The organism is Klebsiella sp. 4_1_44FAA (assembly GCF_000238715.1).
Lineage (GTDB): Bacteria > Pseudomonadota > Gammaproteobacteria > Enterobacterales > Enterobacteriaceae > Klebsiella > Klebsiella pneumoniae.
The window spans coordinates 170,579-197,184 of sequence record NZ_JH414803.1 but is presented as its reverse complement, the minus strand read 5'-3'; the positions used below and the strand labels follow the sequence as shown (position 1 = coordinate 197,184).

Genomic DNA, 26,606 nt, shown 5'->3' with positions numbered 1-26,606 from the left:
AAGGGCCTGAATGTGCCACAAGGCATTGCCATTCATAGATACTACCTATAGCTCCTTGAGATATTTTTGCATATTAGAATATATGCAAAAATATTTTAAACTTTAAAGGAACTCGCTATGAGTATGTCAAACTCTCAGGAAGTCCTCACTTCCACATCGGGGGCGAAAAAAAGAAGCCGCGTACGGATAGTTATTCTGCTGCTACTCTCCGTCGGAACGATGATCAATTATCTCGACCGTACCATCCTGGGTATTGTAGCGCCACAGTTAAGCAAAGAAATCCATATCGATCCGGCGATGATGGGCATCATCTTCTCCGCCTTCGCCTGGACTTATGCGCTGGCGCAGATCCCCGGCGGGATGTTTTTAGACCGCTTTGGCAACAAACTGACCTATGCCCTGTCAATTTTCTTCTGGTCACTGTTTACCCTGCTGCAAAGTTTCACCCTCGGCCTAAAATCCCTGCTGCTTCTGCGCCTGGGACTCGGCGTCAGCGAAGCGCCCTGCTTTCCGGCCAACAGCCGCATCGTCAGCACCTGGTTCCCTCAGCATGAGCGCGCGCGGGCAACGGCAACATATACAGTTGGTGAATATATAGGACTGGCCGCTTTCTCGCCGCTGTTATTTTTAATTCTCGAACATCATGGCTGGAGAACGCTTTTTTTCCTCACCGGCGGATTAGGTATTTTATTTACTTTAGTGTGGTGGCGTTTTTATCATGAACCGCATGAATCGCGCACGGCTAATCAAGCGGAGCTGGAGTATATCGGCGCAAACAGCATTAACAATAAAATCCAGAACGTTCTATTTAACTGGCGTGACGCCAGACGCCTGCTGGGCTGTCGCCAGATCCTCGGCGCCAGCCTGGGTCAGTTCGCCGGCAACACCACACTGGTCTTTTTCCTGACGTGGTTTCCCAGCTACCTCGCCAACGAGCGCCATCTTCCATGGCTGCACGTCGGCTTCTTCGCCACCTGGCCCTTCCTTGCCGCCGCGATTGGCATCCTCTTCGGCGGCTGGATCTCCGACCGGTTGTTGAAGCGAACCGGCTCCGTCAACATCAGTCGAAAGTTACCAATAATTTCCGGTTTATTGCTGTCCAGCTGTATTATCGCGGCGAATTGGGTAAGCGCCAATAGCACCGTAATTATTATCATGTCGGTGGCTTTTTTTGGCCAGGGGATGGTCGGTCTGGGCTGGACCTTAATTTCGGATATTGCCCCGGAAAATATGGCAGGCCTCACCGGCGGCATATTTAATTTCTGTGCCAATATGGCCTCGATTATCGCACCACTGATAATTGGTGTGATTATTTCCGCCACGGGTAATTTCTTTTACGCGCTGATCTACGTCGGCCTGACGGCGCTGATTGGGGTGATTGCCTACATTTTTATCATTGGCGACATTAAGCGTATCGAACTCAAGTAGGCCTGGTCGCCCCGGCGATGCCGGGGCGAGTAGTCAGATATCCTTCACCTTGCTGGTCAAAAACAGCGTCACCAGCGAAATGGCCGCGATCGTCCAGTAGACGCTGGCGTGACCATAGCTCTGGGACAGCGCCCCCTGCATCACGCCGGCAAGGATCACGCCGGTGGAAATACTGTTGGTGAACAGGGTGGTCGCCGCTCCCGCCCGTCCCGGCATTAAATCCTGGAACCACAGCATGCCTATCCCGGCGATAATGCCGATAAAGATGGCATTGAACAGCTGCAGAGCCAGCAGCGCCGTGCGACCATGAAACAGGATCAGTCCGGCATAAAACAGCACGCCGGCGGCCACCGCCGCCACCATCATTTTACGTTTGCCAAAGCGCTTTACGTAGTAGCCGGCGAGGATCATCGCCGGTATCTCCAGCCCGGCGGCAGTGCCCATCAGGATCCCGGCCAGGCTGTCGGGAAGCCCGAGATCGCTGCTGATCCACAGCGGCATATCAATGATGTACATGGTGTTGCAGGTCCACATCAGGGTGGAGGCGATAAACAGCATACGCACGTTCTTGTCCTGCCAGCCGCCGGCCTGCGCTAGCGCCGCCGCCTCCTCCGAGGGCTGTTCCACACGCGGAACCGAAGGCAGTTTGATGGCAATCAGAGCGAGGCTAATGACAAAAATGCCCGCCGCAATGGAGAACATGGTGGTGAAGCCATAGTTGAGCGCCAGCATAAAGGCCAGCGGCGGGCCAATCACCCAAGCCAGCGACAGCTGGGCGCGCATGACCGAGCTGAACATCACCACTTCCCGCGCCGAGCTGTCGGCGTACTCCCGCGCCAGCGCGAAGAGCTGCGGCATGGCCGCGTTGGCAATGGATGCCAGCATCACGCCGCAGGTGATCAGCGTCAGATAGTGGCGGTTGAAGGCAAACAGCAGCGCATTACCCACCGCCATCAGACAGCAGAACATAATCAACCGCCGCCGGTCGCCGCGGCTATCGGAGCGCTTGGCCAGCCACAGGCTAACCAGGATCCCGGCGATGGCGTTTACGGTATAGAACAGGCCCACCCAGAACGGTTGCGCCCCCACTTCGCGGCTGAGAAACAAACTCAACGTCGGCGCCTGCAACGCGCCCGCCACGCCCATCATAAAAGCAACCAGCATAAAGGCGGCATAGACGCCGTTAAGCCGTCGTCCCATCGTCATCAACCACAGCATGGAATGTCCTTAACACACGCGAAGAAAACGAAAAAAGCCAGCAGAGGCTTTCTGCTGGCGGGTGATTCTATACTCTATGGATTTCATGCTGCAGGACAAAACGGTTAACCATTTTGCGCCGCGCTCGCGCTGGCCCTGAAAAGGTGAGTCCCGTAGAGGCGAATCACGCAGCCCGAACATACGGCCCAGGAAGCATCGACAGCGCACCTGCAGTTTGAAAAACGACGAGTATAACACCAATACTCAGTCACACATGATGTCTGCAAGTCAATGATCAGAGGTCGTTGACGTCACTCCCCACTGCATCAGTTCCCCCAGAATTTCCTGCTGTCGTCCTGCCATCAGGCGGGCCAGCCAGGACGCTTCCTGCGTCGCAGAAAAGTAGCGTTGGTAGAACGATTTTGCGGTAGACCTCATCATATTCACCTCCTCGCTTCATCGGGATTCATTATTGGCTTAATATAGGAAGTAATAAATTGCTGAGTTTTGCGCAGGAGTTCCCCTTTTATGTCTTCCGGCCGTCTGCAACAACAGTTCATTCGCCTATGGCAGTGCTGCGACGGCAAGTCGCAGGAGACCACCCTTAACGAGCTGGCGGAAATGCTGAGCTGCTCGCGCCGCCATATGCGCACCCTGCTCAATATGATGGAGTCCCGCGGCTGGCTGACCTGGGAAGCGGAGGCAGGCCGCGGCAAGCGTTCGCGGCTAACCTTTCTCTATACCGGCCTCGCCCTGCAGCAGCAACGTGCCGAAGATCTCCTTGAGCAGGATCGCATCGATCAGCTGGTGCAGCTGGTCGGCGATAAGGCCGCCGTCCGCCAGATGCTGGTCTCGCATCTCGGCCGCAGCTTTCGCCAGGGACGCCATATCCTGCGCGTGCTCTACTATCGTCCGATGAAGAATTTACTGCCCGGCAGTGCGCTGCGGCGTTCGGAAACGCATATTGCCCGGCAAATTTTCAGCGCCCTGACGCGGGTAAATGAGGAAAATGGGGAACTGGAAGCCGATATTGCCCACCATTGGCAGCAGCTGACCCCCACCCACTGGCGCTTTTTCCTCCGCCCGGGCATCCATTTTCACCACGGCCGTGAGCTGGAGATGGCGGATGTGATCGCCTCTCTGCAGCGCAGCAATGCCCTGCCGCTCTATTCACATATCGAACGCATCGAATCGCCCACCGCCTGGACCCTGGATATTCATCTGCGCCAGCCCGACCGCTGGCTGCCCTGGCTGCTGGGCCAGGTGCCGGCGATGGTGCTGCCGCAGGAGTGGCAGACCATGAACCACTTTTCCTCCATGCCGGTCGGCACCGGCCCTTATGCTGTGGTGCGTAACAATCAGAACCAGCTCAAGATCCATGCCTTTGAAGACTATTTTGGCTACCGGGCGCTGATCGATGAGGTGAACGTCTGGGTGCTGCCGGAGATTAGCGAAGAGCCCAACGGCGGCCTGACGCTGCAGGGCAATACCGAAAGCGAAAAAGCGGTAGAGAGTCGCCTGGAAGAGGGCTGCTATTACCTGCTGTTCGACTCGCGAAGCCCGCTGGGGGCCAACGACGCGGTGCGCCGCTGGCTAAGCTATCTGTTTCAGCCCGCCAACCTGCTCTACCATGCGGGCGAACACTACCAGGGCAACTGGTTTCCCGCCTACGGCCTGCTGCCGCGCTGGCATCATGCCAGCAACCACGCCTGCGAGAAGCCGGCGGGGCTGGAGACAGTCACCCTTACCTACTACCGCGATCACGTCGAACATCGGGTGATCGGCGGGATCATGCGCGACCTGCTGGCGGCGCATCAGGTAAAGCTGGAGATCCAGGAGCTGGAGTACGATGCCTGGCATCGCGGCGAGGTGGTCAGCGATATCTGGCTCAACAGCGTGAACTTCACCTTACCGATCGAATTTTCGCTCTTCGCCTATCTGTACGAAGTCCCGCTGATTCAGCGCTGCATTCCCATTGACTGGCAGGCAGACGCCTGCCGCTGGCGAGCAGGAGAGTTTAATCCGGCCACCTGGAGCCAGCGGCTGCTGGCCGGGCAACATATCGTGCCGCTGATCCACCACTGGCTGATGATTCAGGGTCAGCGCAGTATGCGCGGCGTGAGGATGAATACCCTCGGCTGGTTCGATTTTAAATCCGCATGGTTTGCGCCGCCGGAGCCGTAAGCGCTTTCCGTCATCTGACAAAATCATTACACTAAGGCCGTTCTCAACGGGGTGCTAATAAACATACGCAATATCATTCAAGTTGCATCAAGGCAGCAAGCGGGTGAATCCCCTGGAGCATAGATAACTATGTGACTGGGGTGAACGCGCGAAGCTAACGCAGATGCGGCTTGAAGGATGAAGCGCATGGGCTGAGAAAATACCCGTCGAACCTGATCCGGATAACGCCGGCGAAGGGATTTGAGGCTCACTCAAAATCCTTTGCCACCCCTTTTTTCTGAGGTGCAAAGTGTTGAAAAAATTACTCCCGCTGCTGGCGCTGGTCGCCATGCCCGCTTTGGCTAAGCCTGTTCTTACCGTCTATACCTATGACTCCTTCTCTGCCGACTGGGGCCCCGGCCCGGCGGTCAAAAAAGCCTTTGAAGCGGAGTGCGGCTGCGAGCTGAAGTTCGTCGCGCTGGAAGATGGCGTTTCGCTACTGAATCGCCTGCGCATGGAAGGCAAAAACAGCAAGGCCGACGTCGTGCTTGGCCTTGATAACAACCTGCTGGAAGCCGCGGCGCAGAGTAAACTGTTTGCCAAAAGCAACGTACCCGCCAGCGCGGTCAGCGTGCCGGGCGGCTGGGATAATGACACCTTTGTTCCCTACGACTACGGCTATTTCGCCTTCGTCTATGACAAAAACAAACTGGCTAATCCACCGAAGAGCCTGAAAGAGCTGGTCGAGGGCCCGCAAAAATGGCGGGTCATCTATGAAGATCCGCGTACCAGCACCCCGGGACTGGGCCTGCTGCTGTGGATGCAAAAGGTCTATGGCGATCAAGCGCCCGAGGCCTGGCAGAAGCTGGCCGCGAAAACCGTTACCGTCACCAAAGGCTGGAGCGAAGCCTATGGTCTGTTCCTGAAAGGGGAAAGCGACCTGGTGTTGAGCTATACCACCTCGCCGGCCTACCACATGATTGAAGAGAAGAAAGACAACTATGCGGCGGCGAGCTTCGCCGAGGGCCACTATCTGCAGGTCGAAGTTGCCGCGCGTACCGCCGCCAGCAAGCAGCCGGAACTGGCGGAAAAATTCCTCAAATTTATGGTCTCTCCTGGCTTCCAGAACGCCATCCCTACCGGCAACTGGATGTATCCGGTGACCAAGGTCACCCTGCCGGCCGGGTTTGATACCCTGGTGAAGCCGCAGACCACCCTGTCCTTTACCCCGCAGCAGGTCGCCAGCGAGCGTCAAACCTGGATTAGCGCATGGCAACGCGCCGTCAGCCGCTAAACCTTCGCGGGCTGATGCCGGGCCTGTTCGCCGCTACGCTGCTGTGCGCTGTCGCGCTGGCGGCGTTTCTGGCGCTGTGGTTTAGCGCCCCCGGCGCGGGCTGGCAATCGGTCTTCAGCGATAGCTACCTGTGGCATGTGGTCCGCTTCTCCTTCTGGCAGGCGTCGCTGTCAGCGCTGATCTCGGTGGGACCAGCCATCTTTCTCGCCCGCGCGCTTTATCGGCGTCGCTTCCCGGGCCGTACGCTGCTGCTGCGCCTGTGCGCGATGACCCTGATCCTGCCGGTGCTGGTGGCGGTGTTCGGTATCCTCAGCGTCTATGGCCGCCAGGGCTGGCTGGCCTCACTATTTCACGCGCTCGGCTGGCAATGGGAGTTCTCGCCCTACGGTCTGCAGGGCATCCTGCTGGCGCACGTCTTTTTCAATATGCCGATGGCGACCCGCCTGCTGCTGCAGGCGCTGGAGAACATTCCCGGCGAGCAGCGGCAAATTGCCGCCCAGCTTGGCATGCGCGGCTATGCCTTCTTCCGCCTCGTCGAATGGCCGTGGCTGCGCCGGCACATTCCCGCCGTCGCCGCGCTGATTTTTATGCTCTGCTTCGCCAGCTTCGCCACCGTGCTCTCGCTGGGCGGCGGCCCGAAAGCCACCACGATCGAGTTGGCTATCTACCAGGCGCTGAGCTTTGACTACGATCCGGCGCGAGCGGCAATGCTGGCGCTGATCCAGATGCTCTGCTGCCTTGGGCTGGTGCTGCTTAGCCAGCGTCTGAGTAAAGCCGTCGCCATCGGCGTCAGCCATGTGCGCGGCTGGCGCGACCCTGACGATCGCCTGCATAGCCGCCTGAGCGACGGGTTGCTGATCGGCGCCGCCCTGCTGCTGCTGCTCCCGCCGCTGCTGGCGGTCATCGTCGACGGGATCAACCGTAATATGCTGGACGTGCTGGCGCAGCCAGCGCTCTGGCAGGCATTGAGCACCTCTCTACGCATCGCCATCGCCGCCGGGCTATTGAGCGTGACCCTGACGATGATGCTGTTATGGAGCAGCCGGGAGCTGCGCGCTCGCCAGCGGCCGTTGGCCGGGCAGGCAATGGAGCTGAGCGGCATGCTGATCCTTACGATGCCGGGAATTGTGCTGGCGACCGGCTTCTTCCTGCTGCTCAATAACACTATCGGCCTGCCGGAGTCCGCCGACGGCATCGTCATCTTCACTAATGCCCTGATGGCGATCCCCTATGCGCTGAAAGTACTGGAAAACCCGATGCGCGACATTGCCGCCCGCTACAGCATGCTGTGCCAGTCGCTGGGTATTGAAGGCTTTGCCCGGCTGCGGGTGGTCGAGCTTCGCGCTCTCCGGCGCCCGCTGGCCCAGGCGCTCGCCTTCGCCTGCGTACTGTCGATTGGCGATTTCGGCGTGGTGGCGCTGTTCGGCAACGAGGCGTTCCGCACCCTGCCTTTCTATCTGTACCAGCAGATAGGCGCCTACCGCAGCCAGGACGGGGCCGTCACCGCCCTGCTCCTGCTGCTACTCTGTTTCTTGTTGTTTACGCTGATTGAAAAACTTCCGGGGCGTGATGCTAAAACTCAATGATGTGACCTGGCTATACCAGCATCTGCCGATGCGCTTCACCCTCGACGTCGCGCGCGGGGAGCGCATCGCGGTGCTCGGTCCCAGCGGCGCCGGAAAGAGCACCCTGCTGAATCTGATCGCCGGGTTTCTGCCACCCGCCAGCGGCAGCCTGCTGATTAACGGCGAGGCGCATAACGCGACGCCGCCGGCGCAGCGTCCGGTCTCGATGTTGTTTCAGGAGAATAACCTGTTTAACCATCTGACCATTCGACAAAATATCAGCCTCGGCATCCACCCAGGCCTTAAACTGAGCCGCGAGCAGCAGGCGCAGGTCACGGCGATAGCTGGACAGATGGGAATTGATGCGCTGCTGGAACGTCTGCCCGGCGAGCTCTCCGGCGGTCAGCGGCAGCGCGCGGCGCTGGCCCGCTGTCTGGTGCGCCAGCAGCCGGTGCTGCTGCTGGATGAACCCTTCTCGGCGCTCGATCCGGCGCTGCGCCAGGAGATGCTGTCCCTGGTCGCCGATGTCTGCGAGCAGCAGCAGCTCACCCTGCTGATGGTCTCCCACAGCGTAGAGGACGCCGCGCGCATCGCGCCGCGCTCGATGGTGGTCGCCGAAGGGCGCATTGTCTGGGATGGCGCCACCGCCGAGCTGTTAAGCGGCCACAGCAGCGCCTCGCATTTGATGGGGATCAGCGCGCGATGACTTTGTGCAGGATCGCCAGATAGACCGGCATCAGCGGATGGCGGAAGACAAATGTTAACGCTGTAGCCGCCAGCGCGACCATCAGCGGCGACAGCCACAGCAGTCGGCCGCGCGGCAGCCAGCGGGTCAGCCGATCGCCTGAGGTTTTCGCGCTCCGCCACAGCCGCCAGCACAGCCATCCCGCCAGCCAGGCCAGCAGCGCCGCCCCCAATAGCAGCCATTTAAAGCTGGCGCTGTTTTCATCAGCCGGAATATCAATCGCCGCCCCGGCGAGGATGCCCGGAAGGAAATAGAGCGGCGGCCAGAGCAGGCAGCCGATAATATTCGGTAGCACGAACTTGGCCACCGGCAGGTCGAGCATCCCGGCGACCATTGGCACCAGCGGACGCGTCGGTCCGACAAAGCGGCCAATCAGAATGGTGATCATGCTGTGCTGATGCAGCGCATGCTCGGTTTTCTCCAGCAGGGCGCGGTTTTTCTTCATAAACGACCAGCGGTGCAACGGCTTCTTAAAGCGCCAGCCGAGCCAGAATGAGATCCAGTCGCCCAGCAGGCAGCCGACAATCCCCGCCAGCCACGCCTGCCAGAAGTTAACTTCGCCGCCGCCGATGAGCCCCCCAAGGCCAGCCATCATCACCGTGCCGGGTAAGATAAGCCCCACCAGCGCCAGCGACTCGAGAAAGGCCACCAGCATCACGGCTAACAATGAGTAGACCGTGGATTGGGTAATAAAGTGTTCGAGCAATGCTTGCATAATGTACCCGGTTAAAAAACGAAGCCCGGATTCTCCGAAGCCATCGCGCCGTCGTCAAGCCATCAATTGTCTTAATAGTTTACTGGCTGTGACATTTAAGCGGGTCATCATTTCACTTTCTTTACTTTTTATTCACAACCCGCGCGGAATTCGCTCGGGCTGGCCCCGGTGCATTTTTTAAACACGCGGGAAAAATAGAGCTGATCTTCGAAGCCGACGTTGCGCCCAACGGTGGCGATCGGCATCCGCGTGGTGCTGAGCAACAGTTTGGCCTGGCTGATGCGCTGATCCTCCCGCCAGCCGAGGACGCTGACCCCCAGCTGCTGGCGGAACAGGTGCGACAGACGCGAGGGCGACAGGCAAACGTGTTGGGCGACGCTGGCGATATCAAAATGGCTGTCCGCCAGATGGTCGCTGATGTACTGGCAGGCGTCGCGCACCCGGTTGTCCAGCGGGGGATGCAGCGATTCGTTGATCGCCTCCATCCGCCGCAGCAGCAGCTGTTCCAGCAGGTTTATCGCCAACAGTTCGGAATAGCGCCCCGCCCCCTGCCCGGCATCAACGATCTGGCCGAACAGCTCGCCAAAGCGCGCCTGCCACTGTTCATCCGGACGGAAAAAGCCGGTCTGGGCAAAAATCGTTGGCCAGTTGAGCCACTCGTGCCAGTAGGCGCGCGGGCGGAAGTAGACCCACTGGTGATACCACTCGCTGGCGTCGGGATGGCGGCCATAGTGATGAATTTCCCCGGGCGGGAACAGCAGCATATCGCCCGGCCGGCAGACAAACTGTTCGCCGTGGTTGTTGATCACCCCCTCGCCGCGAATCGTCAGATTGAGAATATAGCCTTTCATACCCAGCGGGCGGTCGATAAAGAAATCCAGGTATCCCTGCGCCTCAATCGGCGTCAGGCCGGTAACCAGATGAGCGTTAAAAGAGTAGCCCGGCAGCAGCGGATCGTTTTGCGTTTCGGCCATACGCGTGGTTCTCCCCGAAGGTATCAGTGGCACCAATTGTCCATATTCATCATTTTATCGCTCTCGGCCCTGTCGCGACTGCGACGGCGGTGGGAATTTGGCGAAAAACCCGCACAGCAAGCGAAAAAAGCGCCAGTAGCGTGCATTCCACCGTGATATGCCGGGTAACAAAAGTGTCTATAAATACGGCAGAAAAGTCCACATCGAATATTTGCACGGCGTCACACTTTGCAAGGTAACAGCAAAATAATCCATAAGATTAGCGAATCCGGCCTGACGGATTTTGCCGGGGATATCTACTGTTGCTGCATGAATGATTTCTGCATGGAGTAACAAGATGGCAATTGCGATTGGCCTCGACTTTGGTAGTGACTCAGTCCGCGCTCTGGCGGTGGAATGCGCGTCCGGCGCAGAGCTGGCGACCAGCGTGGAGTGGTATCCGCGCTGGCGGGAAGGACAGTATTGCGATGGCGCTAACAACCGCTTCCGCCATCACCCGCGAGATTACATCGAGTCCATGGAAGCGGCGCTGAAAAGCGTGCTCGCTTCGCTGAGCGCCGAACAGCGCGCCGACGTCGTGGGCATTGGCGTCGACAGCACCGGCTCAACTCCGGCTCCCGTCGATGCCGAGGGCAACGTGCTGGCGCTGCGCGAAGAATTCGCTGACAACCCTAACGCCATGTTTGTCCTGTGGAAGGATCACACCGCGGTCGAGGAAGCCGAGGCGATCACCCGCCTGTGCCACCAGCCGGGCAAAGAGGATTACTCGCGCTATATCGGCGGGATCTACTCCAGCGAATGGTTCTGGGCCAAAATCCTCCACGTCACCCGCGAAGATAGCGCTGTCGCCCAGGCAGCCGCCTCGTGGGTAGAGCTTTGCGACTGGGTGCCCGCCCTGCTCTCCGGTACTACGCGTCCGCAGGATCTGCGCCGCGGCCGCTGCAGCGCCGGACATAAATCGCTGTGGCATGAGAGCTGGGGCGGTCTGCCGCCGGCCAGCTTCTTCGATGAGCTTGATCCCATCATCAACCAGCATCTGGCCTGGCCGCTGTTCACCGATACCTGGACGGCCGATGTGCCGGTCGGCACGCTGAGCGCAGAGTGGGCCCAGCGCCTGGGTCTGTCGCAGAGTGTGGCCATCTCCGGCGGCGCCTTCGACTGCCACATGGGCGCCGTTGGCGCCGGCGCGCAGCCTAACGCGCTGGTGAAAGTCATCGGCACCTCCACCTGCGACATTCTGATCGCCGATAAAGAGAGCGTCGGCGAGCGCACGGTCAAAGGCATCTGCGGCCAGGTCGACGGCAGCGTGGTTCCACACTTTATCGGCATGGAGGCAGGCCAGTCCGCCTTCGGCGATATTTACGCCTGGTTTGGCCGCATTCTCGGCTGGCCGCTGGAGCAGCTGGCTCAGCAGCAGCCGGCGTTGCGCGAGCAAATCAAAGCCAGTCAAAAACAGTTACTGCCGGCGCTCACCGAAGCCTGGGCCAACAATCCATCGCTGGAGCATCTGCCGGTGGTGCTCGACTGGTTCAACGGCCGCCGCACGCCGAATGCCAACCAGCGCCTGAAAGGGGTGATCACCGACCTTAACCTGGCCACCGACGCGCCGGCGCTGTTCGGCGGTCTGATCGCCGCCACCGCCTTCGGCGCTCGCGCCATTATGGAGTGCTTCACCGAGCAGGGGATCCCGGTTAACAACGTCATGGCGCTTGGCGGTATCGCGCGGAAAAACCAGGTCATCATGCAGGCCTGCTGCGACGTGCTGAACCGTCCGCTGCAGATTGTCGCCTCCGATCAGTGCTGCGCGCTGGGGGCGGCTATCTTCGCCGCCGTCGCCGCCGGCGTCTATGAGGATATTCCAGCCGCCCAACAGCGGATGGCAAGCCAGGTGGAAACTACCCTGCAGCCGCGTCCGGCGCAGGCACAGCGTTTCGAACAACTCTATCAGCGCTACCAGCAGTGGTCGGTCAGCGCGGAACAACACTATCTCCCTTCGGCTGCAAAGGCGGAAAAAGCCCCGCAATCTCAGGCAGCGCTCACCCATTAAGGATACGAAAATGACGATTTTTGATAACTATGAAGTATGGTTCGTTATTGGCAGCCAACATCTGTACGGCCCGGAAGCCCTGCGCCAGGTGACGAAGCATGCCGAACATGTGGTGAACAGCCTGAATGCGGAAGCCAAACTGCCGTGCAAACTGGTCCTTAAGCCGCTGGGCACCACCCCGGACGAGATCACCCATATCTGCCGCGACGCCAACTACGATGACAAATGCGCCGGGTTAGTGGTCTGGCTGCATACCTTCTCGCCGGCAAAAATGTGGATCAACGGCCTGACCATCCTCAATAAGCCGCTGCTGCAGTTCCATACTCAGTACAACGCCGCGCTGCCGTGGGACAGCATCGATATGGACTTTATGAACCTGAACCAGACCGCGCACGGCGGCCGCGAGTTCGGCTTCATCGGCGCCCGCATGCGCCAACAGCACAGCGTGGTCACCGGCCACTGGCAGGATAAAGAGGCCCACCAGCGTATCGGCGGCTGGATGCGTCAGGCGGTCTCCAAACAGGATACCCGTCATCTGAAAGTGTGCCGTTTCGGCGATAACATGCGCGAAGTGGCGGTGACCGACGGCGATAAAGTCGCCGCGCAGATTAAGTTTGGCTTCTCGGTGAACACCTGGGCGGTCGGCGATCTGGTGCAGGTGGTGAACAGCATCAGCGACGGCGATATCAGCGCCCTGGTCGATGAATATGAGAGCAGCTACCGTCTGACCCCGGCAGCGCAGGTTCACGGCGAGAAGCGCCAGAACGTGCTGGACGCCGCGCGCATTGAGCTGGGGATGAAACGCTTCCTCGAACAGGGCGGTTTCCACGCCTTTACCACCACCTTTGAAGATCTCCACGGCCTGAAACAGCTCCCGGGTCTCGCCGTACAGCGCCTGATGCAGCAGGGCTACGGCTTTGCCGGCGAGGGCGACTGGAAAACCGCCGCTCTGCTTCGCATCATGAAGGTGATGTCAACTGGTCTGCAGGGCGGCACCTCCTTTATGGAGGATTACACCTACCACTTCGACAATGGTAACGATCTGGTGCTCGGCTCGCACATGCTGGAAGTGTGCCCGACGATCGCCACCGCCGAGAAACCGATCCTCGACGTTCAGCCGCTGGGCATCGGCGGCAAAGCGGATCCAGCGCGCCTGATCTTCAATACTCAAACCGGCCCGGCGATCGTCGCCAGCCTGATCGACCTGGGAGACCGCTTCCGTCTGCTGGTCAATACCATCGAAACCGTCCCAACGCCGCACGATCTGCCGAAGCTGCCGGTGGCCAACGCCCTGTGGAAAGCGCAGCCGGATCTGCGTACCGCGTCGGAAGCCTGGATCATCGCCGGCGGCGCGCACCATACCGTCTTCAGCCATGCGCTGAACCTCGACGATATGCGCCAGTTCGCCGAGCTGCATGATATCGAGCTGACCGTCATCGACAACGATACCCGTCTGCCGTCCTTCAAGGACGCGCTGCGCTGGAATGAAGTGTATTACGGTTCAAAACGCTAAGAGGCCGTCCCCTCACCCTTCCCCTCTCCCCGTTGGGGAGAGGGGACCGACCGGGCGCCATGCCGCCTTTCACCCTCTCCCGCCGGGAGAGGGTCGGGGTGAGGGATACCCGACTCGCCTGCTATTCGGAGCACACTATGTTAGAAGATCTTAAACGCCAGGTGCTGGAAGCTAACCTGGCCCTGCCAAAGCATAATCTGGTGACCTTAACCTGGGGCAACGTCAGCGCCGTCGACCGCGAGAAAGGGGTGTTCGTGATCAAACCCTCCGGTGTGGATTACCGCGTGATGACCGCCGACGATATGGTGGTGGTCAGTCTGGAGAGCGGCGAAGTGGTAGAGGGTAATAAAAAGCCCTCGTCGGATACCCCGACCCATCGCCTGCTGTATCAGGCTTTCCCGACGCTGGGCGGCATTGTGCATACCCATTCGCGCCACGCCACCATCTGGGCGCAGGCCGGGCAATCTATTCCCGCGACCGGCACTACCCATGCCGACTACTTTTATGGCCCGGTGCCCTGCACCCGGTTAATGACTGATGCGGAGATCAACGGCGACTATGAGTGGGAAACCGGCAACGTGATTGTCGAAACCTTCCGCCAGCAGGGAATCGACCCGGCGCAGATGCCCGGCGTGCTGGTCCATTCCCACGGCCCGTTCGCCTGGGGCAAGAACGCCGAAGACGCGGTGCATAACGCCATCGTGCTGGAAGAGATCGCCTATATGGGGATTTTCTGCCGCCAGCTGGCGCCGCAGCTGCCGGCTATGCAGCAGACCCTGCTGGATAAGCACTATCTGCGTAAGCATGGGGCCAAAGCCTACTACGGCCAATAATCACCCTGCTCGCGCTGCGCTTAGCAGGGCCAGGGCTCTGCGCCATCTGGTAGCCTGGATAAGGCGCAAGCCGCAATCCGGGGCAACATTAGCGCCGAACACCTGTATAAAACCCCAGCACCCCTCATGAAACCAGGCTATAATCAGGCCTGATTTTTTATCGGCGAGAATACCCGTGACCCAGCCACGAGCAGGATTTTTACTCACCCGTCACTGGCGGGACACTCCGCAGGGCACCGAGCTCTCCTTCTGGCTGGCCACCGACGACGGTCCGCTGCAGGTCACCCTCCCGCCGCAGGAGTCCGTCGCCTTTATTCCCGAAGCGCAGCGGGCGCAGGCTGAACGGCTGCTGCAGGGGGAGAAAGGGCTCCGCTTCGCCCCGCTGGCCCTGAAAGATTTCCACCGTCAGCCGATTGTTGGCCTCTACTGCCGCGCCCATCGCCAGTTGATGCGTCTGGAGAAGATGCTCCGCGACAGCGGCGTCACCGTTTACGAAGGCGATATCCGCCCGCCGGAGCGCTATCTGATGGAGCGCTTTATCACCGCCCCGGTGTGGGTGGAAGGCGAAACGCGCGGCTCGCAGCTGGTCAACGCACGCATGAAGCCGAACCCTGACTATCGTCCGCCGCTGAAATGGGTGTCGCTGGATATCGAAACCAGCCGCCACGGCGAGCTGTACTGCATCGGTCTGGAAGGCTGCGGCCAGCGGGTGGTCTACATGCTGGGCCCCGAACCGGAAACGTCGCCAGACGTCGACTTCGAGCTGGTCTTCATCGCCAGCCGTCCCCTGCTGCTGGAAAAGCTCAACGCCTGGTTTGCCGAACACGACCCCGACGTGCTGATCGGCTGGAACGTAGTGCAGTTCGATCTGCGCGTTCTGCAAAAGCACGCCGAACGCTATCGCATCCCGCTGCGGCTCGGCCGCGGCAACAGCGAGCTGGAGTGGCGTGAGCACGGCTTTAAGAACGGCGTCTTTTTCGCCCAGGCCAACGGGCGGCTGATTATCGACGGCATCGACGCGCTAAAATCGGCGTTCTGGAATTTCTCCTCCTTTTCGCTGGAGGCGGTGGCCCGCGAGCTGCTGGGAGAAGGCAAAGCCATCGACAACCCATGGGATCGGATGGATGAGATCGAGCGCCGGTTTCATGAAGACAAACCGGCGCTGGCCATCTATAACCTGCAGGATTGCGAGCTGGTGACGCGGATCTTCCACAAAACGGAGATCATGCCGTTTTTGCTCGAACGGGCGACGGTCAACGGTCTGCCCGCCGACCGCCACGGCGGCTCGGTCGCCGCCTTCAGCCATCTCTATTTCCCGCGCATGCACCGCCTGGGCTACGTGGCGCCGAATCTCGGCGACGTACCGCCGCAGGCGAGCCCCGGCGGCTACGTGATGGACTCCCGCCCCGGCCTGTATGACTCGGTGCTGGTGCTGGACTATAAAAGCCTGTATCCGTCGATTATTCGTACCTTTTTAATCGATCCGGTCGGCCTGGTTGAAGGGCTGGCGCAACCCGATGACCAGCACAGTATCGAGGGCTTCCTCGGCGCCCGCTTCTCGCGAGATAAGCACTGCCTGCCGGGGATTGTCAGCCAGATCTGGCACGGCCGGGATGAAGCCAAACGCCAGCACAATAAGCCGCTCTCCCAGGCGCTGAAGATCATTATGAACGCCTTTTACGGCGTGCTGGGGACCAGCGCCTGCCGCTTCTTCGACCCGCGTCTCGCCTCGTCGATCACCATGCGCGGCCATGCGATCATGCGCCAGACTAAAGCGTTAATTGAAGCCAAAGGCTATGACGTTATCTACGGCGATACCGACTCCACCTTCGTCTGGCTTAAGCGCCCGCACAGCGAAGCCCAGGCGGCGGAGATCGGCCGCGAGCTGGTCAGCGATGTCAACGCCTGGTGGTCGCAGGAGCTTAGCAAAAGCCAGCTTACCAGCGCCCTGGAGCTGGAGTATGAAACCCACTTCTGCCGCTTTTTAATGCCGACGATCCGCGGCGCCGATACCGGCAGCAAGAAGCGCTATGCCGGGATGATTCAGGAGGGCGATGCCCAGCGCATGGTGTTTAAGGGGCTGGAAACGGTGCGTACCGACTGGACGCCGCTGGCCCAGCAGTTTCAACAGGAGTTATACCTGCGCATCTTCCGCAACCAGCCGTATCAGGATTATGTGCGGGAGACTATCGCCAGGCTGATGAACGGCGAGCTCGACGAACAGCTGGTTTATCGCAAACGCCTGCGCCGGCCGCTGGCGGAGTATCAGCGCAACGTACCGCCGCACGTGCGCGCCGCCCGGCTTGCCGATGAACACAACCTGAAGCTTGGGCGGGCGCAGCAGTATCAGCAGCGCGGCACCATCAAATACGTCTGGACCACCAGCGGCCCGGAGCCGGTGGATTACCAGCAGTCGCCGCTCGATTACGATCACTATTTAACAAAGCAGTTGCAGCCGGTGGCGGAAGGGATCCTGCCCTTCGTCAACGATGACTTTGCTACAATAGTGACAGGACAGTTGGGGCTATTTTGATTTTTTGTCACCCATTCCACGGGCACGAAAGCCTAAAAATGAAGCGTGAGGAGAACGTGACGAACGTTCTGCCATCCAGTAATATAGCGCCCTTTCCATTCCTGGCCCCAATTTTGACGCATCTCCGATTGTTCATGGAGATGATCAACTATTGCCTGCAATTAAAGAACTAAAGAGCCGAACATATATGCCTTTTACACTTGGTCAACGCTGGATTAGCGACACAGAGAGCGAACTAGGATTAGGGACGGTGGTAGCGCTGGATGCGCGCATGGTCACTCTCCTTTTCCCCGCCATCGGCGAAAACCGTCTGTACTCTCGCAACGATTCCCCGATCACCCGCGTAATGTTTAACCCGGGCGACACCATCACCAGCCATGAAGGCTGGCAGCTCCACGTTGACAAAGTGAATGAAGAGAACGGGCTGCTGTCCTACACTGGCACCCGCCTGGACACCCAGGAAGTGAACGTCACCCTGCGTGAAGTGCTGCTCGACAGCAAACTGGTATTCAGCAAACCGCAGGACCGCCTGTTCGCCGGCCAAATCGACCGCATGGATCGCTTTGCCCTGCGCTACCGCGCGCGCAAGTTCCAGAGCGAACAGTACCGCATGCCGTGGAGCGGCCTGCGCGGCCAGCGCACCAGCCTGATCCCGCACCAGCTGCATATTGCCCACGATGTGGGCCGTCGTCACGCGCCGCGCGTCCTGCTGGCCGATGAAGTGGGCTTAGGTAAAACCATTGAAGCCGGGATGATCCTGCACCAGCAGCTGCTCTCCGGCGCCGCAGAGCGCGTGCTGATCGTGGTCCCGGAAACCCTCCAGCACCAGTGGCTGGTGGAGATGCTGCGCCGTTTCAACCTGCGTTTCTCGCTGTTCGATGACGAGCGCTACGCCGAAGCGCAGCACGATGCCTACAATCCGTTCGAAACCGAACAGCTGGTGATCTGCTCTTTAGACTTCGTGCGTCGCAGCAAGCAGCGCCTGGAGCACCTGTGCGACGCCGAGTGGGACCTGATGGTGGTCGACGAAGCGCACCACCTGGTGTGGAGCGAAGAGGCGCCGAGCCGTGAATATCAGGCTATTGAACAGCTGGCTGAGCGCGTGCCGGGTATCCTGCTGCTGACCGCGACGCCGGAACAGCTGGGAATGGAGAGCCATTTTGCGCGCCTGCGTCTGTTGGATCCGAACCGCTTCCACGATTTTGAACAGTTTGTCGAAGAACAGCAGAACTACCGTCCGGTGGCCGACGCCGTCGCGCTGCTGCTGGCGGGCAACAAGCTGAGCGATAGCGAACTCAATACCCTGGGCGATCTGATCGGCGAGCAGGATATCGAGCCGCTGCTGCAGGCCGCCAACAGCGATCGCGAAGATGCCCAGGCCGCGCGCCAGGAGCTGATCTCGATGCTGATGGACCGCCACGGCACCAGCCGCGTGCTGTTCCGTAATACCCGTAACGGCGTCAAAGGTTTCCCGAAACGCGAGCTGCACACCATTCGTCTGCCGCTGCCGACCCAGTACCAGACGGCCATCAAAGTGTCCGGCATTATGGGCGCGCGCAAAACCGCGGAAGAGCGCGCGCGCGACATGCTCTATCCGGAGCAGATCTATCAGGAATTTGAAGGTGATACCGGTACCTGGTGGAACTTCGACCCGCGCGTCGAGTGGCTGATGGGTTACCTGACCAGCCATCGCTCGCAGAAGGTGCTGGTAATCTGCGCTAAGGCCGCCACCGCCCTGCAGCTGGAACAGGTGCTGCGCGAGCGCGAAGGCATCCGCGCCGCGGTGTTCCATGAAGGGATGTCGATTATCGAACGCGACCGCGCCGCGGCGTGGTTTGCTGAAGAAGACACCGGCGCCCAGGTGCTGCTGTGCTCCGAGATCGGCTCCGAAGGACGCAACTTCCAGTTCGCCAGCAACCTGGTGATGTTCGACCTGCCGTTTAACCCGGATCTGCTGGAGCAGCGTATCGGTCGTCTCGACCGTATCGGCCAGGCGCACGATATCCAGATCCACGTTCCGTACCTGGAAAAAACCGCGCAGTCGGTGCTGGTGCGCTGGTATCACGAAGGGCTCGACGCCTTCGAACATACCTGCCCGACCGGTCGCACCGTCTACGACAGCGTGCACGATGAACTGATCAACTATCTTGCGGCGCCGGAATCCACCGACGGCTTTGACGATCTGATCAAATCCTGCCGCCAACAGCATGATGCCCTGAAGGCGCAGCTGGAGCAGGGCCGCGACCGTCTGCTGGAGATCCACTCCAACGGCGGCGAGAAAGCCCAGGCCCTGGCGGAGAGCATCGAAGAGCAGGATGACGACACCAGCCTGATCGCTTTCTCGATGAACCTGTTCGATATCGTCGGCATCAACCAGGACGACCGCGGTGAAAACCTGATCGTCCTCACCCCTTCCGACCATATGCTGGTGCCGGATTTCCCGGGCCTGCCGGAAGACGGTTGCACCATCACCTTCGAACGTGACGTGGCGCTGTCGCGTGAAGATGCGCAATTTATTACCTGGGAACACCCGCTGATACGCAACGGTCTGGACCTGATCCTTTCCGGCGATACCGGCAGCAGCACCATTTCCCTGCTGAAGAACAAGGCGCTGCCGGTCGGCACCCTGCTGCTGGAGCTGATCTATGTCGTCGAAGCGCAGGCGCCGAAGCAGCTGCAGCTCAACCGCTTCCTGCCGGCGACCCCGGTTCGCATGCTGCTGGATAAAAACGGCAACAACCTCGCCGCGCAGGTGGAGTTCGAAAGCTTCAACCGCCAGCTGAGCGCGGTCAACCGCCATACCGGTAGCAAGCTGGTCAATGCGGTGCAGCAGGACGTTCATGCGATTCTGCAGCAGGGTGAAGCGCAGATCGCCAAAGCGGCGCAGGGGCTGATCGACGCGGCGCGTAACGAAGCCGATGAAAAGCTGACGGCGGAGCTATCGCGTCTGGAAGCGCTGAAGGCGGTGAACCCGAACATCCGTGACGACGAACTGGCGGCGATCGAAAGCAACCGTCAGCAGGTGATGGATGCGCTGGCGCAGGCCGGATGGCGTCTGGACGCGCTGCGTCTGATCGTCGTCACTCACCAGTAACGGAACGCGAACATGGCGATGGAAAACTACAATCCGCCGCAGGATCCCTGGCTGGTGATCCTGTATCAGGATGAGCACATCATGGTGGTCAACAAGCCGAGCGGCTTGTTGTCCGTCCCCGGTCGTCTTGAGGAGCATAAAGACAGCGTGATGACGCGCATTCAGCGCGACTTCCCGCAGGCCGAATCGGTGCATCGCCTGGATATGGCCACCAGCGGCGTGATTGTGGTGGCGCTGAATAAAGCCGCCGAGCGTGAACTGAAGCGTCAGTTCCGCGAGCGCGAGCCGAAGAAGCAGTACGTCGCCCGCGTCTGGGGCCATCCGCAGCCGGCGGAAGGCCTCGTGGATTTACCGCTGATTTGCGACTGGCCGAACCGGCCAAAGCAGAAGGTGTGCTATGAAACCGGCAAAGCGGCGCAAACCGAATATGAGGTGCTGGAGTACGCAGAGGATAACACCGCCCGCGTGCGCCTGAAGCCGATTACCGGGCGGTCGCACCAGCTGCGCGTGCATATGCTGGCGCTGGGGCATCCGATCCTTGGCGACCGCTTCTATGCCACGCCGGAGGCGCTGGCGATGGCCCCGCGCCTGCTGCTGCACGCCGAGACGCTCACCATCACCCATCCTGCCTACGGCAACGCGATGACCTTTCGCGCGCCGATCGACTTTTAACGCTCACACTTCGAGTTGCATGCGGGTTGGCTGCGTGCAACTCGGATTAGTGAGGATACAGAAAACAATCCCGATTAATCGCGGGCGAACCACGCGTCAATCATCTGCTCAACGCGGGCGACGACGAGATCGGTGTCGTGACGACGGCTGCGCGCACAGGCGTGCGCCGGCTCATCGCACAGCAGGCAGCGGCGCTGCGATTCGCCCAGCGACTGGCGTCCCACCAGCCCGTTCTGCGGACAGATTACATCGATATCCCACAGGCGTCCCAGCGGATGGCTCTGCTCCAGCGTACTGCACATCGCTTTGATTTCGCTGGCCGGATGCGCTACGCACCACAGCGCTTCTGGCCCGGTCGGCAGCCATAGCACCTGACGATCCAGCGTTTGCCAGCGGTGCTTCCACAGCAGCTGATCGCAGGCCTGGAGGGCAACGCCCATCATATTGCGATAGCGAATGCTGTCCTTCACCGCCCCTGGGGTCACCAGGGTCAGGGAAATAACAGGCTGCTGATAATGGGCCAACCAGTCGGCCTGGCGGGCTGCACGCTGCTCTTTCGCCGCCAGCAATGCGTCGATGCTGACGCCCGCCTGGGCGGGAGTATCCACTGACATTAATTCCTCTCCTACATATGATAAATGCGACAGCGCCTGGACTGTCATGATGATGGTAGCGATAGCCGATCGCGCGCTGATTGTAACGCTAAATGCGGAGCATTTAGGATACAGAACGCAGATATTTTCGGCGTTCTGTAGCGGAAAATAGCAGATTTATCGCTGAGCGTAGCGTTATATCACGCCAGATAGTGGCTGAGGAACAGCAACCCCAGCGAGACATTTATCGCCCCGCCGATGCGGGTAGCGATCTGCGCGAACGGCATCAGGCTCATGCGGTTGCCGGCGGTCAGGATCGCCACATCGCCGGTGCCGCCCTGCCCGCTCTGGCAACAGGAAACAATCGCCACATCGATCGGGTGCATCCCTATCTTTTTACCAACCAGGAAACCGGTCGCCACCAGCGCGGAGACGGTACTGACGATCACCAGCAGGTTGGTTAAAGTGAAGGCGTTTACCAGTTCCTGCCACGGAGTGATCGCCACGCCGACGGCAAAGAGGATCGGGTAGGTGACTGCGGTGCGGAAGAATTTATACACCATCTGCGACCCCTCCTGCAGACGCGGAGACACCACGTTAGCCAGCTTTAACAGCACCGCGAGGAACAGCATGCCTACCGGCGCCGGCAGACCAATCAGTTTGTGGCCGAGCATCCCCATCATATACAGCAGTACCGCCAGCAGCGCGCCGGAGGCGAGGGTCCCAACGTCGGTCTTACCGCTCACGCCTTCGCTCTCGCTGAGGCTGCGGGTTTCATGGCTGCGGTTCGGCATCAGTTGCCCTTCGCCGGTCAGATGCGGGAAGCGCTTGCCGAGCTGGTTGAGGCAGCCGGAGATGACGATCGCCGTCAGGCTGCCAAGCATCACCATCGGCAATACCCGGCCCAGGGCCACGCCCTGCTCCATATGCATCAGCGCGGCATAACCCATTGACAGCGGGATCGCCCCCTCTCCCACGCCGCCGGCCATAATCGGCAGCACGATAAAGAAGAATACCTGGAACGGCTCCATGCCCAGCAGCGTGCCGACGCCGATGCCCACCAGCATGCCGACCACTTCGCCGCACAGCATCGGGAAGAAGATCTTCAGAAAGCCCTGAATCAGCGTGGTGCGGTTCATACTCATGATGCTGCCGACAATGATGCAGCAGATATAGAGATAGAGAATGTTAGTGGATTTATAGAATTTGGTCGTGGATTCAATAACCACGTCAGGCAGCAGACCATAGTGGACCAGCGCGGAAGGAATAAAGGTGGCGCAGATCGCCGCCGCACCGAGTTTCCCCAGCACCGGGAGGCGTTTACCAAACTCGCCGCAGGCGAAGCCAAAAAAAGCCAGGGTGGCCACCATCACCACGATATCGCTCGGCAGTTTGCCGCCAAGGCAGTCGAGGGCAATCAGTCCTCCGGCCAGCAGAAACAGCGGCAGCGGGACGATCCCCACCTTCCAGTTATCCATGATATGCCACCAGCGCTGCTTGAGCGTGGTTTTCGGCGTATCGATCGGTTCAAGGGTTGCAGAGAATGCATTGTCTGTGGTGCTCATAAATTCAGCCCTGTCGTTATTATTCATTTTCAGCGTAAAGGGACAGCGGCGTCGTTAATGTGAAGCTTCCCAGATTAAAAAAGAAGTTTTAATGGTCACTATGGTTTTTATGGTTTCTATTCGCTGAACTGCCCGGGAGTGATATATCTCTGATTTATGACTGTGGTTTTTATGGTTTTTATTTCCCGCCGGCCGCCTATTTCCGCCGCGACCGCTGGCGGCAGCCCGCGCCTGCGCCGCTGATCACAACTTTCCCTTAACATTTACGTCACGTGACAGAAAAATGATAGAGTGCCGGTATGGTTAATACGTCGTCCGGGGCCTATGAAATTATCTTTTCAATATAAGCTGTTTATTTCTCTGGTCGCTTTTTTCTCGGTCCTTTTTATCGCACTGGGCATTTATTATTATTTTGACGCCAGCCGCCAGCTTTATCAGGAGATGAGCGCCCGGGCCAAAATACAGGCCGAAGAGATAGCCCTGATGCCGAATTTACGTCAACAGGTCAGCCGGCACGACCCACAGGCGATTCAGGCGTTTATGCAGCAAATCGCCGCCCATAGCGACGCCAGCTTTATCGTCATCGGCGACCGTCAGGGAGTTCATCTGTTTCATTCCGTCCATCCGGAGTGGGTCGGCACCCGACTGGTCGGCGGCGACAACCAGGCGGTACTGGAAGGAAAATCCATCACCACCATTCGCAAAGGCGGCCTCGGGGTCTCGCTGCGCAGCAAAACGCCCATCGTTGATGACGCAGGGCGAGTGATCGGTATTGTCTCCGTCGGCTACCTCACCAGCTATCTCGACAGCATTACTCTGACTAAAGTGATCAATATTTTTATCGCCGCCGTCCTGCTGCTCATCGCCCTGTTTATCTTCTCCTGGTACTTTACCCGCAGTATCAAGAAGCAGATTTTTTCGCTCGAGCCGCGGGAAATTGGCCTGCTGGTTCGCCAGCAAAAGGCGATGATGGAGTCGATCTTTGAGGGGGTGATCGTCATCGATCGCCAGCGGCGTATTGAGGTGATAAACCATGCCGCCCGCAGCCTGCTGGGGCTCAGCCAGCCTGCCCGCCAGCTGCGCGGTCAGTCGATCGACAGCGTCATTTCGCCGCAGCCCTTTTTCGCCAGCGGCGACATGCTCGAACGCGATACCCACGATGAGCTATGCCGCTTCAACCAGTTGACCGTGCTCGCCAGTCGGGTGCGCATTATGCTGGAGAATACCCTGCAGGGCTGGGTGATCACATTCCGTGACCGCAATGAAATCAATGCCCTCACCGCCCAGCTGAGCCAGGTGAAGCGCTATGTCGACAATCTGCGCATCATGCGCCACGAGCAGCTCAACCGGATGACTACCCTCTCCGGCCTGCTGCATATGGGCCATTATGACGAAGCGATCCGCTATATTCAGGCCCAGTCGGAACATGCTCAGGAGCTACTGGACTTTATCTCCTCGCACTTCCACTCGCCGACGCTATGCGGTCTGCTGCTCGGCAAAGCCACCCGCGCCCGCGAAAAAGGCGTGGCGCTGAGCTTCGACCCGGCCTGCCGTATCGACCGCCCCCTGCCGTCGCTAATGGAATCCGAGCTGATCTCCATCATCGGCAACCTGCTGGATAACGCCATCGAAGCCACGCAGCGTGCCGAGCTGCCGCATGAGCCGGTTGAAGTCCTGATCCAGCTCAACGCCCGGGAGTTGATTATCGAAGTGGCCGACCGCGGCGTCGGCATCCGCCCCGATATCCGCGAGCGCATTTTTGAACGCGGCGTCACCACCAAAACCCGTGGCGATCACGGCATTGGTCTGTATCTTATTGAACATTATGTCACTCAGGCGGGCGGCACCATCGAAGTCGCCGATAACGCGCCGCGGGGAACGATCTTCACCCTATTTATCCCGGCCGACGCGCACGCCTGTCCGCAACCGGAGGCCCACGATGCATCATGACCTGGTCGATGTGCTAATCATTGAAGATGAGAGCGAACTGGCGCGCCTGCACGCCGAGCTTGTGCAAAAACACCCGCGACTGCGGCTGGCAGGCATGGCGGCCTCCCTCGCCCAGGCGCGGCAGCTGCTTCACGCCACGCCGCCGCAGCTGGTGCTGCTGGATAACTATTTACCGGACGGCAAAGGCGTCACGCTGATGACCGACCCGGCGCTGGCGACCAGCCAATGCTCGGTGATCTTTATCACCGCCGCCAGCGATATGGAAACCTGCAGCCAGGCCATCCGCAACGGCGCCTTCGACTATATCCTTAAGCCGGTATCATGGAAGCGGCTGAGCCAGTCGCTGGAGCGCTTTATCCAGTTCTACGATCAGCAACGGGAGTGGAAAATCGTCGATCAGCAAAACGTCGATTCCCTCTATCAACTGCAGGCGAAGAACTATCGCGTGGATAGCGGCAGCAAGGGGATTGAAGAGAAAACGCTGGCGCTGGTGCAGGGACTGTTTAGCGACCGGGAAGCGCACTGTTTTTCCGTTGATGAAGTGGTCAGCGCCGCCGGGCTCAGCAAAACCACCGCCCGTCGCTATCTGGAGCACGGCGTTGAGACCGGTTTTCTGGAAGTGGAGATGCTGTACGGAAAAATTGGCCATCCGCGGCGGCTGTATCGCCGCGCTAAGGTCAAAAGTTAAAACCCCTCACCGGACGGGAGGGGCTGGAAACGTCAGAAGCCGCGCTGCTCTTTGATCAGCTCCCAGGCCTTCTGGATCTCCTGGGCCTTCTGTTTGGCCATCTCCATCATCTCCGGCGGCAGACCTTTCGCTACCAGCTTGTCCGGATGATGTTCGTTCATCAGCTTGCGATAGGCGCGCTTCACCGTCGCCGCGTCGTCGGTCGGTTTTACTCCCAGCACATTGCAGGCATCTTCGAGGGTCGGCCCACGCTGCGCCTGCTGCCAGCCGGCGTTGCCGCCATGCTGGCCATAAGAGCGCTGCTGCGAACCGCCGCCAAACTGGGCGCCGCCCTGCATCATCCGCAGGAATTGATCGAACTGGGCGCGGGAGATGCCGAGCTCGTCGGCAATGACGAACAGCACTTCACGTTCGTTAGGATGCAGTTCGCCATCAGCGAACGCCGCCTGCAGCTGAATTTCCAGAAACATCCGAATCAGATCGAAACGGCCAAAGCAGACGCTGCGCAGCTGACGCATTTTCTCGCGCAGGGGATAGTTGTCGGCCTTACCGTCGCGAAACGCCTGCTGCGCCGCGGTGCGCGAGGCGCCATGCAGGTTCATGCGATCCATTAGCACATTGGCGACATGAATATCCGCTTCGGTAACGCGGCCCTTGGATTTGGTCAGGTGCCCCATCACTTCGAAGGTGGTGGAAAAGAAGAGCGACTGACGCTCCTGCTGATTGGCGAAGAGATTTAACCGGCGGCTGCGCGCCCGGTCAAACATATGGCCGACCAGAAAGCCAAGCACCACGCCCCAGAACCCACCACCCATCAGCAAAGCCACTGCCACGCCAATCACTTTACCCAAATACTGCATAGACTCCCCAACTGTTTATCGCCGTTAAGCTCGAATATGACCGCACGTTACCCGGCACTCGCGCCTCGGTCAATTGTGGGACATAGCCTATAATTTGCTTTATCATACTCGTCATTCAACAGGGTGCCTAACGCTCGGGCTCGAAACGGGCAGGATTAACACTAGCGTGATAATGTT

The 26,606-nt window shown here is 59.5% G+C and carries 20 protein-coding genes and 1 riboswitch; of the genes, 13 read left to right on the top strand and 7 right to left on the bottom strand.

Translation table 11 applies throughout. The features are described 5' to 3' along the window. Positions 1–117: 117 nt before the first annotated feature. Positions 118–1,428, top strand: a complete 1,311-nt coding sequence (locus HMPREF1024_RS07385) for an MFS transporter (protein WP_009309243.1) — start codon at positions 118–120, stop codon at positions 1,426–1,428. Positions 1,429–1,461: 33 nt separating this feature from the next. On the opposite strand, the gene HMPREF1024_RS07390 is transcribed toward HMPREF1024_RS07385, so the two are convergent. Continuing rightward, a complete protein-coding gene (locus tag HMPREF1024_RS07390; RefSeq protein ID WP_004147046.1) occupies positions 1,462–2,646 on the bottom strand; it encodes a sugar efflux transporter in 1,185 nt (394 codons plus the stop codon). 267 nt (positions 2,647–2,913) lie between these two features. Further along, on the bottom strand, positions 2,914–3,066 hold the full coding sequence (gene sgrT / locus HMPREF1024_RS07395; RefSeq protein ID WP_002888448.1) for a glucose uptake inhibitor SgrT: 153 nt from the start codon (positions 3,064–3,066) through the stop codon (positions 2,914–2,916). An 87-nt stretch (positions 3,067–3,153) separates the two neighbouring features. On the opposite strand from sgrT, the gene sgrR reads away from it, so the two are divergent. The 4 genes from sgrR to thiQ all read left to right on the top strand — a co-directional run bounded on the left by sgrR (position 3,154) and on the right by thiQ (position 8,353). Further along, on the top strand, positions 3,154–4,809 hold the full coding sequence (gene sgrR / locus HMPREF1024_RS07400; protein WP_004145968.1) for an HTH-type transcriptional regulator SgrR: 1,656 nt from the start codon (positions 3,154–3,156) through the stop codon (positions 4,807–4,809). 37 nt (positions 4,810–4,846) lie between these two features. Next, a riboswitch (TPP riboswitch) is annotated at positions 4,847–5,066 on the top strand. Positions 5,067–5,098: 32 nt separating this feature from the next. Beyond that, a complete protein-coding gene (gene thiB, locus HMPREF1024_RS07405; protein WP_004178584.1) occupies positions 5,099–6,082 on the top strand; it encodes a thiamine ABC transporter substrate binding subunit in 984 nt (327 codons plus the stop codon). After that, on the top strand, positions 6,058–7,668 hold the full coding sequence (thiP, locus tag HMPREF1024_RS07410; protein WP_009309238.1) for a thiamine/thiamine pyrophosphate ABC transporter permease ThiP: 1,611 nt from the start codon (positions 6,058–6,060) through the stop codon (positions 7,666–7,668). Before thiB ends, thiP begins: the two co-directional genes overlap by 25 nt. Continuing rightward, positions 7,652–8,353, top strand: a complete 702-nt coding sequence (gene thiQ / locus HMPREF1024_RS07415) for a thiamine ABC transporter ATP-binding protein ThiQ (RefSeq protein ID WP_004145970.1) — start codon at positions 7,652–7,654, stop codon at positions 8,351–8,353. The genes thiP and thiQ overlap by 17 nt, the downstream gene beginning before the upstream one ends. Here the strand turns inward: thiQ and HMPREF1024_RS07420 are convergent. Both HMPREF1024_RS07420 and araC read right to left on the bottom strand, forming a co-directional pair. Next, positions 8,340–9,107: a DedA family protein gene (locus HMPREF1024_RS07420; RefSeq protein WP_009309236.1), complete on the bottom strand. Its 768-nt coding sequence runs from the start codon at positions 9,105–9,107 to the stop codon at positions 8,340–8,342. The genes thiQ and HMPREF1024_RS07420 overlap by 14 nt on opposite strands. Before the next feature lie 128 nt (positions 9,108–9,235). Next, a complete protein-coding gene (araC, locus tag HMPREF1024_RS07425) occupies positions 9,236–10,081 on the bottom strand; it encodes an arabinose operon transcriptional regulator AraC (protein ID WP_004145972.1) in 846 nt (281 codons plus the stop codon). A gap of 337 nt (positions 10,082–10,418) precedes the next feature. Between araC and araB the strand changes: the two genes are divergently transcribed. The 6 genes from araB (at position 10,419) to rluA (ending at position 20,773) form a co-directional block, all read left to right on the top strand. After that, entirely contained in the window at positions 10,419–12,128 is a 1,710-nt protein-coding gene (araB, locus tag HMPREF1024_RS07430) for a ribulokinase (protein ID WP_004177423.1), read from the top strand. Between the two features lie 10 nt (positions 12,129–12,138). After that, positions 12,139–13,641: an L-arabinose isomerase gene (gene araA, locus HMPREF1024_RS07435; protein WP_004177424.1), complete on the top strand. Its 1,503-nt coding sequence runs from the start codon at positions 12,139–12,141 to the stop codon at positions 13,639–13,641. Between the two features lie 137 nt (positions 13,642–13,778). Continuing rightward, positions 13,779–14,474 (top strand): L-ribulose-5-phosphate 4-epimerase, encoded by a 696-nt coding sequence (gene araD / locus HMPREF1024_RS07440; protein WP_002888353.1) that lies wholly within the window; start codon positions 13,779–13,781, stop codon positions 14,472–14,474. Positions 14,475–14,649: 175 nt separating this feature from the next. Beyond that, a complete protein-coding gene (gene polB, locus HMPREF1024_RS07445; RefSeq protein ID WP_009309232.1) occupies positions 14,650–17,007 on the top strand; it encodes a DNA polymerase II in 2,358 nt (785 codons plus the stop codon). Between the two features lie 187 nt (positions 17,008–17,194). Beyond that, positions 17,195–20,101, top strand: coding sequence for an RNA polymerase-associated protein RapA (gene rapA / locus HMPREF1024_RS07450; protein WP_009309230.1), 2,907 nt, complete (start codon positions 17,195–17,197; stop codon positions 20,099–20,101). Positions 20,102–20,113: 12 nt separating this feature from the next. Further along, positions 20,114–20,773 (top strand): bifunctional tRNA pseudouridine(32) synthase/23S rRNA pseudouridine(746) synthase RluA, encoded by a 660-nt coding sequence (gene rluA, locus HMPREF1024_RS07455; RefSeq protein WP_002888348.1) that lies wholly within the window; start codon positions 20,114–20,116, stop codon positions 20,771–20,773. A gap of 74 nt (positions 20,774–20,847) precedes the next feature. On the opposite strand, the gene citX is transcribed toward rluA, so the two are convergent. Together citX and HMPREF1024_RS07465 are read right to left on the bottom strand one after the other, a co-directional pair. Next, on the bottom strand, positions 20,848–21,387 hold the full coding sequence (citX, locus tag HMPREF1024_RS07460; RefSeq protein WP_002888347.1) for a citrate lyase holo-[acyl-carrier protein] synthase: 540 nt from the start codon (positions 21,385–21,387) through the stop codon (positions 20,848–20,850). Positions 21,388–21,566: 179 nt separating this feature from the next. After that, positions 21,567–22,931 carry a 2-hydroxycarboxylate transporter family protein gene (locus HMPREF1024_RS07465; protein WP_002888345.1) on the bottom strand — a complete coding sequence of 455 codons (1,365 nt, stop codon included), beginning with the start codon at positions 22,929–22,931 and terminating at the stop codon, positions 21,567–21,569. Positions 22,932–23,255: 324 nt separating this feature from the next. Here HMPREF1024_RS07465 and HMPREF1024_RS07470 point away from each other — a divergent pair, with 324 nt between their 5' ends. Further along, entirely contained in the window at positions 23,256–24,881 is a 1,626-nt protein-coding gene (locus HMPREF1024_RS07470; RefSeq protein ID WP_002888340.1) for a sensor histidine kinase, read from the top strand. Then, entirely contained in the window at positions 24,871–25,569 is a 699-nt protein-coding gene (locus HMPREF1024_RS07475; RefSeq protein WP_002888337.1) for a response regulator, read from the top strand. Before HMPREF1024_RS07470 ends, HMPREF1024_RS07475 begins: the two co-directional genes overlap by 11 nt. 32 nt (positions 25,570–25,601) lie before the next feature. Here the strand turns inward: HMPREF1024_RS07475 and djlA are convergent, their stop codons facing one another. Further along, complete coding sequence (gene djlA / locus HMPREF1024_RS07480) at positions 25,602–26,429, bottom strand: co-chaperone DjlA (RefSeq protein WP_002888332.1); 828 nt, start codon at positions 26,427–26,429, stop codon at positions 25,602–25,604. Positions 26,430–26,606 lie beyond the last annotated feature (177 nt).

Coding starts and splice junctions, on each gene's coding strand:
- rluA (WP_002888348.1), top strand. CDS start 20,114: ATGGCGATGGAAAACTACAATCCGCCGCAGGATCCCTGGCTGGTGATC.
- HMPREF1024_RS07475 (WP_002888337.1), top strand. CDS start 24,871: ATGCATCATGACCTGGTCGATGTGCTAATCATTGAAGATGAGAGCGAA.
- HMPREF1024_RS07465 (WP_002888345.1), bottom strand. CDS start 22,931: ATGAGCACCACAGACAATGCATTCTCTGCAACCCTTGAACCGATCGAT.
- citX (WP_002888347.1), bottom strand. CDS start 21,387: ATGTCAGTGGATACTCCCGCCCAGGCGGGCGTCAGCATCGACGCATTG.
- HMPREF1024_RS07385 (WP_009309243.1), top strand. CDS start 118: ATGAGTATGTCAAACTCTCAGGAAGTCCTCACTTCCACATCGGGGGCG.
- thiQ (WP_004145970.1), top strand. CDS start 7,652: ATGCTAAAACTCAATGATGTGACCTGGCTATACCAGCATCTGCCGATG.
- rapA (WP_009309230.1), top strand. CDS start 17,195: ATGCCTTTTACACTTGGTCAACGCTGGATTAGCGACACAGAGAGCGAA.
- HMPREF1024_RS07470 (WP_002888340.1), top strand. CDS start 23,256: ATGAAATTATCTTTTCAATATAAGCTGTTTATTTCTCTGGTCGCTTTT.
- araB (WP_004177423.1), top strand. CDS start 10,419: ATGGCAATTGCGATTGGCCTCGACTTTGGTAGTGACTCAGTCCGCGCT.
- sgrR (WP_004145968.1), top strand. CDS start 3,154: ATGTCTTCCGGCCGTCTGCAACAACAGTTCATTCGCCTATGGCAGTGC.
- thiP (WP_009309238.1), top strand. CDS start 6,058: ATGGCAACGCGCCGTCAGCCGCTAAACCTTCGCGGGCTGATGCCGGGC.
- araC (WP_004145972.1), bottom strand. CDS start 10,081: ATGGCCGAAACGCAAAACGATCCGCTGCTGCCGGGCTACTCTTTTAAC.
- djlA (WP_002888332.1), bottom strand. CDS start 26,429: ATGCAGTATTTGGGTAAAGTGATTGGCGTGGCAGTGGCTTTGCTGATG.
- araA (WP_004177424.1), top strand. CDS start 12,139: ATGACGATTTTTGATAACTATGAAGTATGGTTCGTTATTGGCAGCCAA.
- HMPREF1024_RS07420 (WP_009309236.1), bottom strand. CDS start 9,107: ATGCAAGCATTGCTCGAACACTTTATTACCCAATCCACGGTCTACTCA.
- araD (WP_002888353.1), top strand. CDS start 13,779: ATGTTAGAAGATCTTAAACGCCAGGTGCTGGAAGCTAACCTGGCCCTG.
- sgrT (WP_002888448.1), bottom strand. CDS start 3,066: ATGATGAGGTCTACCGCAAAATCGTTCTACCAACGCTACTTTTCTGCG.
- HMPREF1024_RS07390 (WP_004147046.1), bottom strand. CDS start 2,646: ATGCTGTGGTTGATGACGATGGGACGACGGCTTAACGGCGTCTATGCC.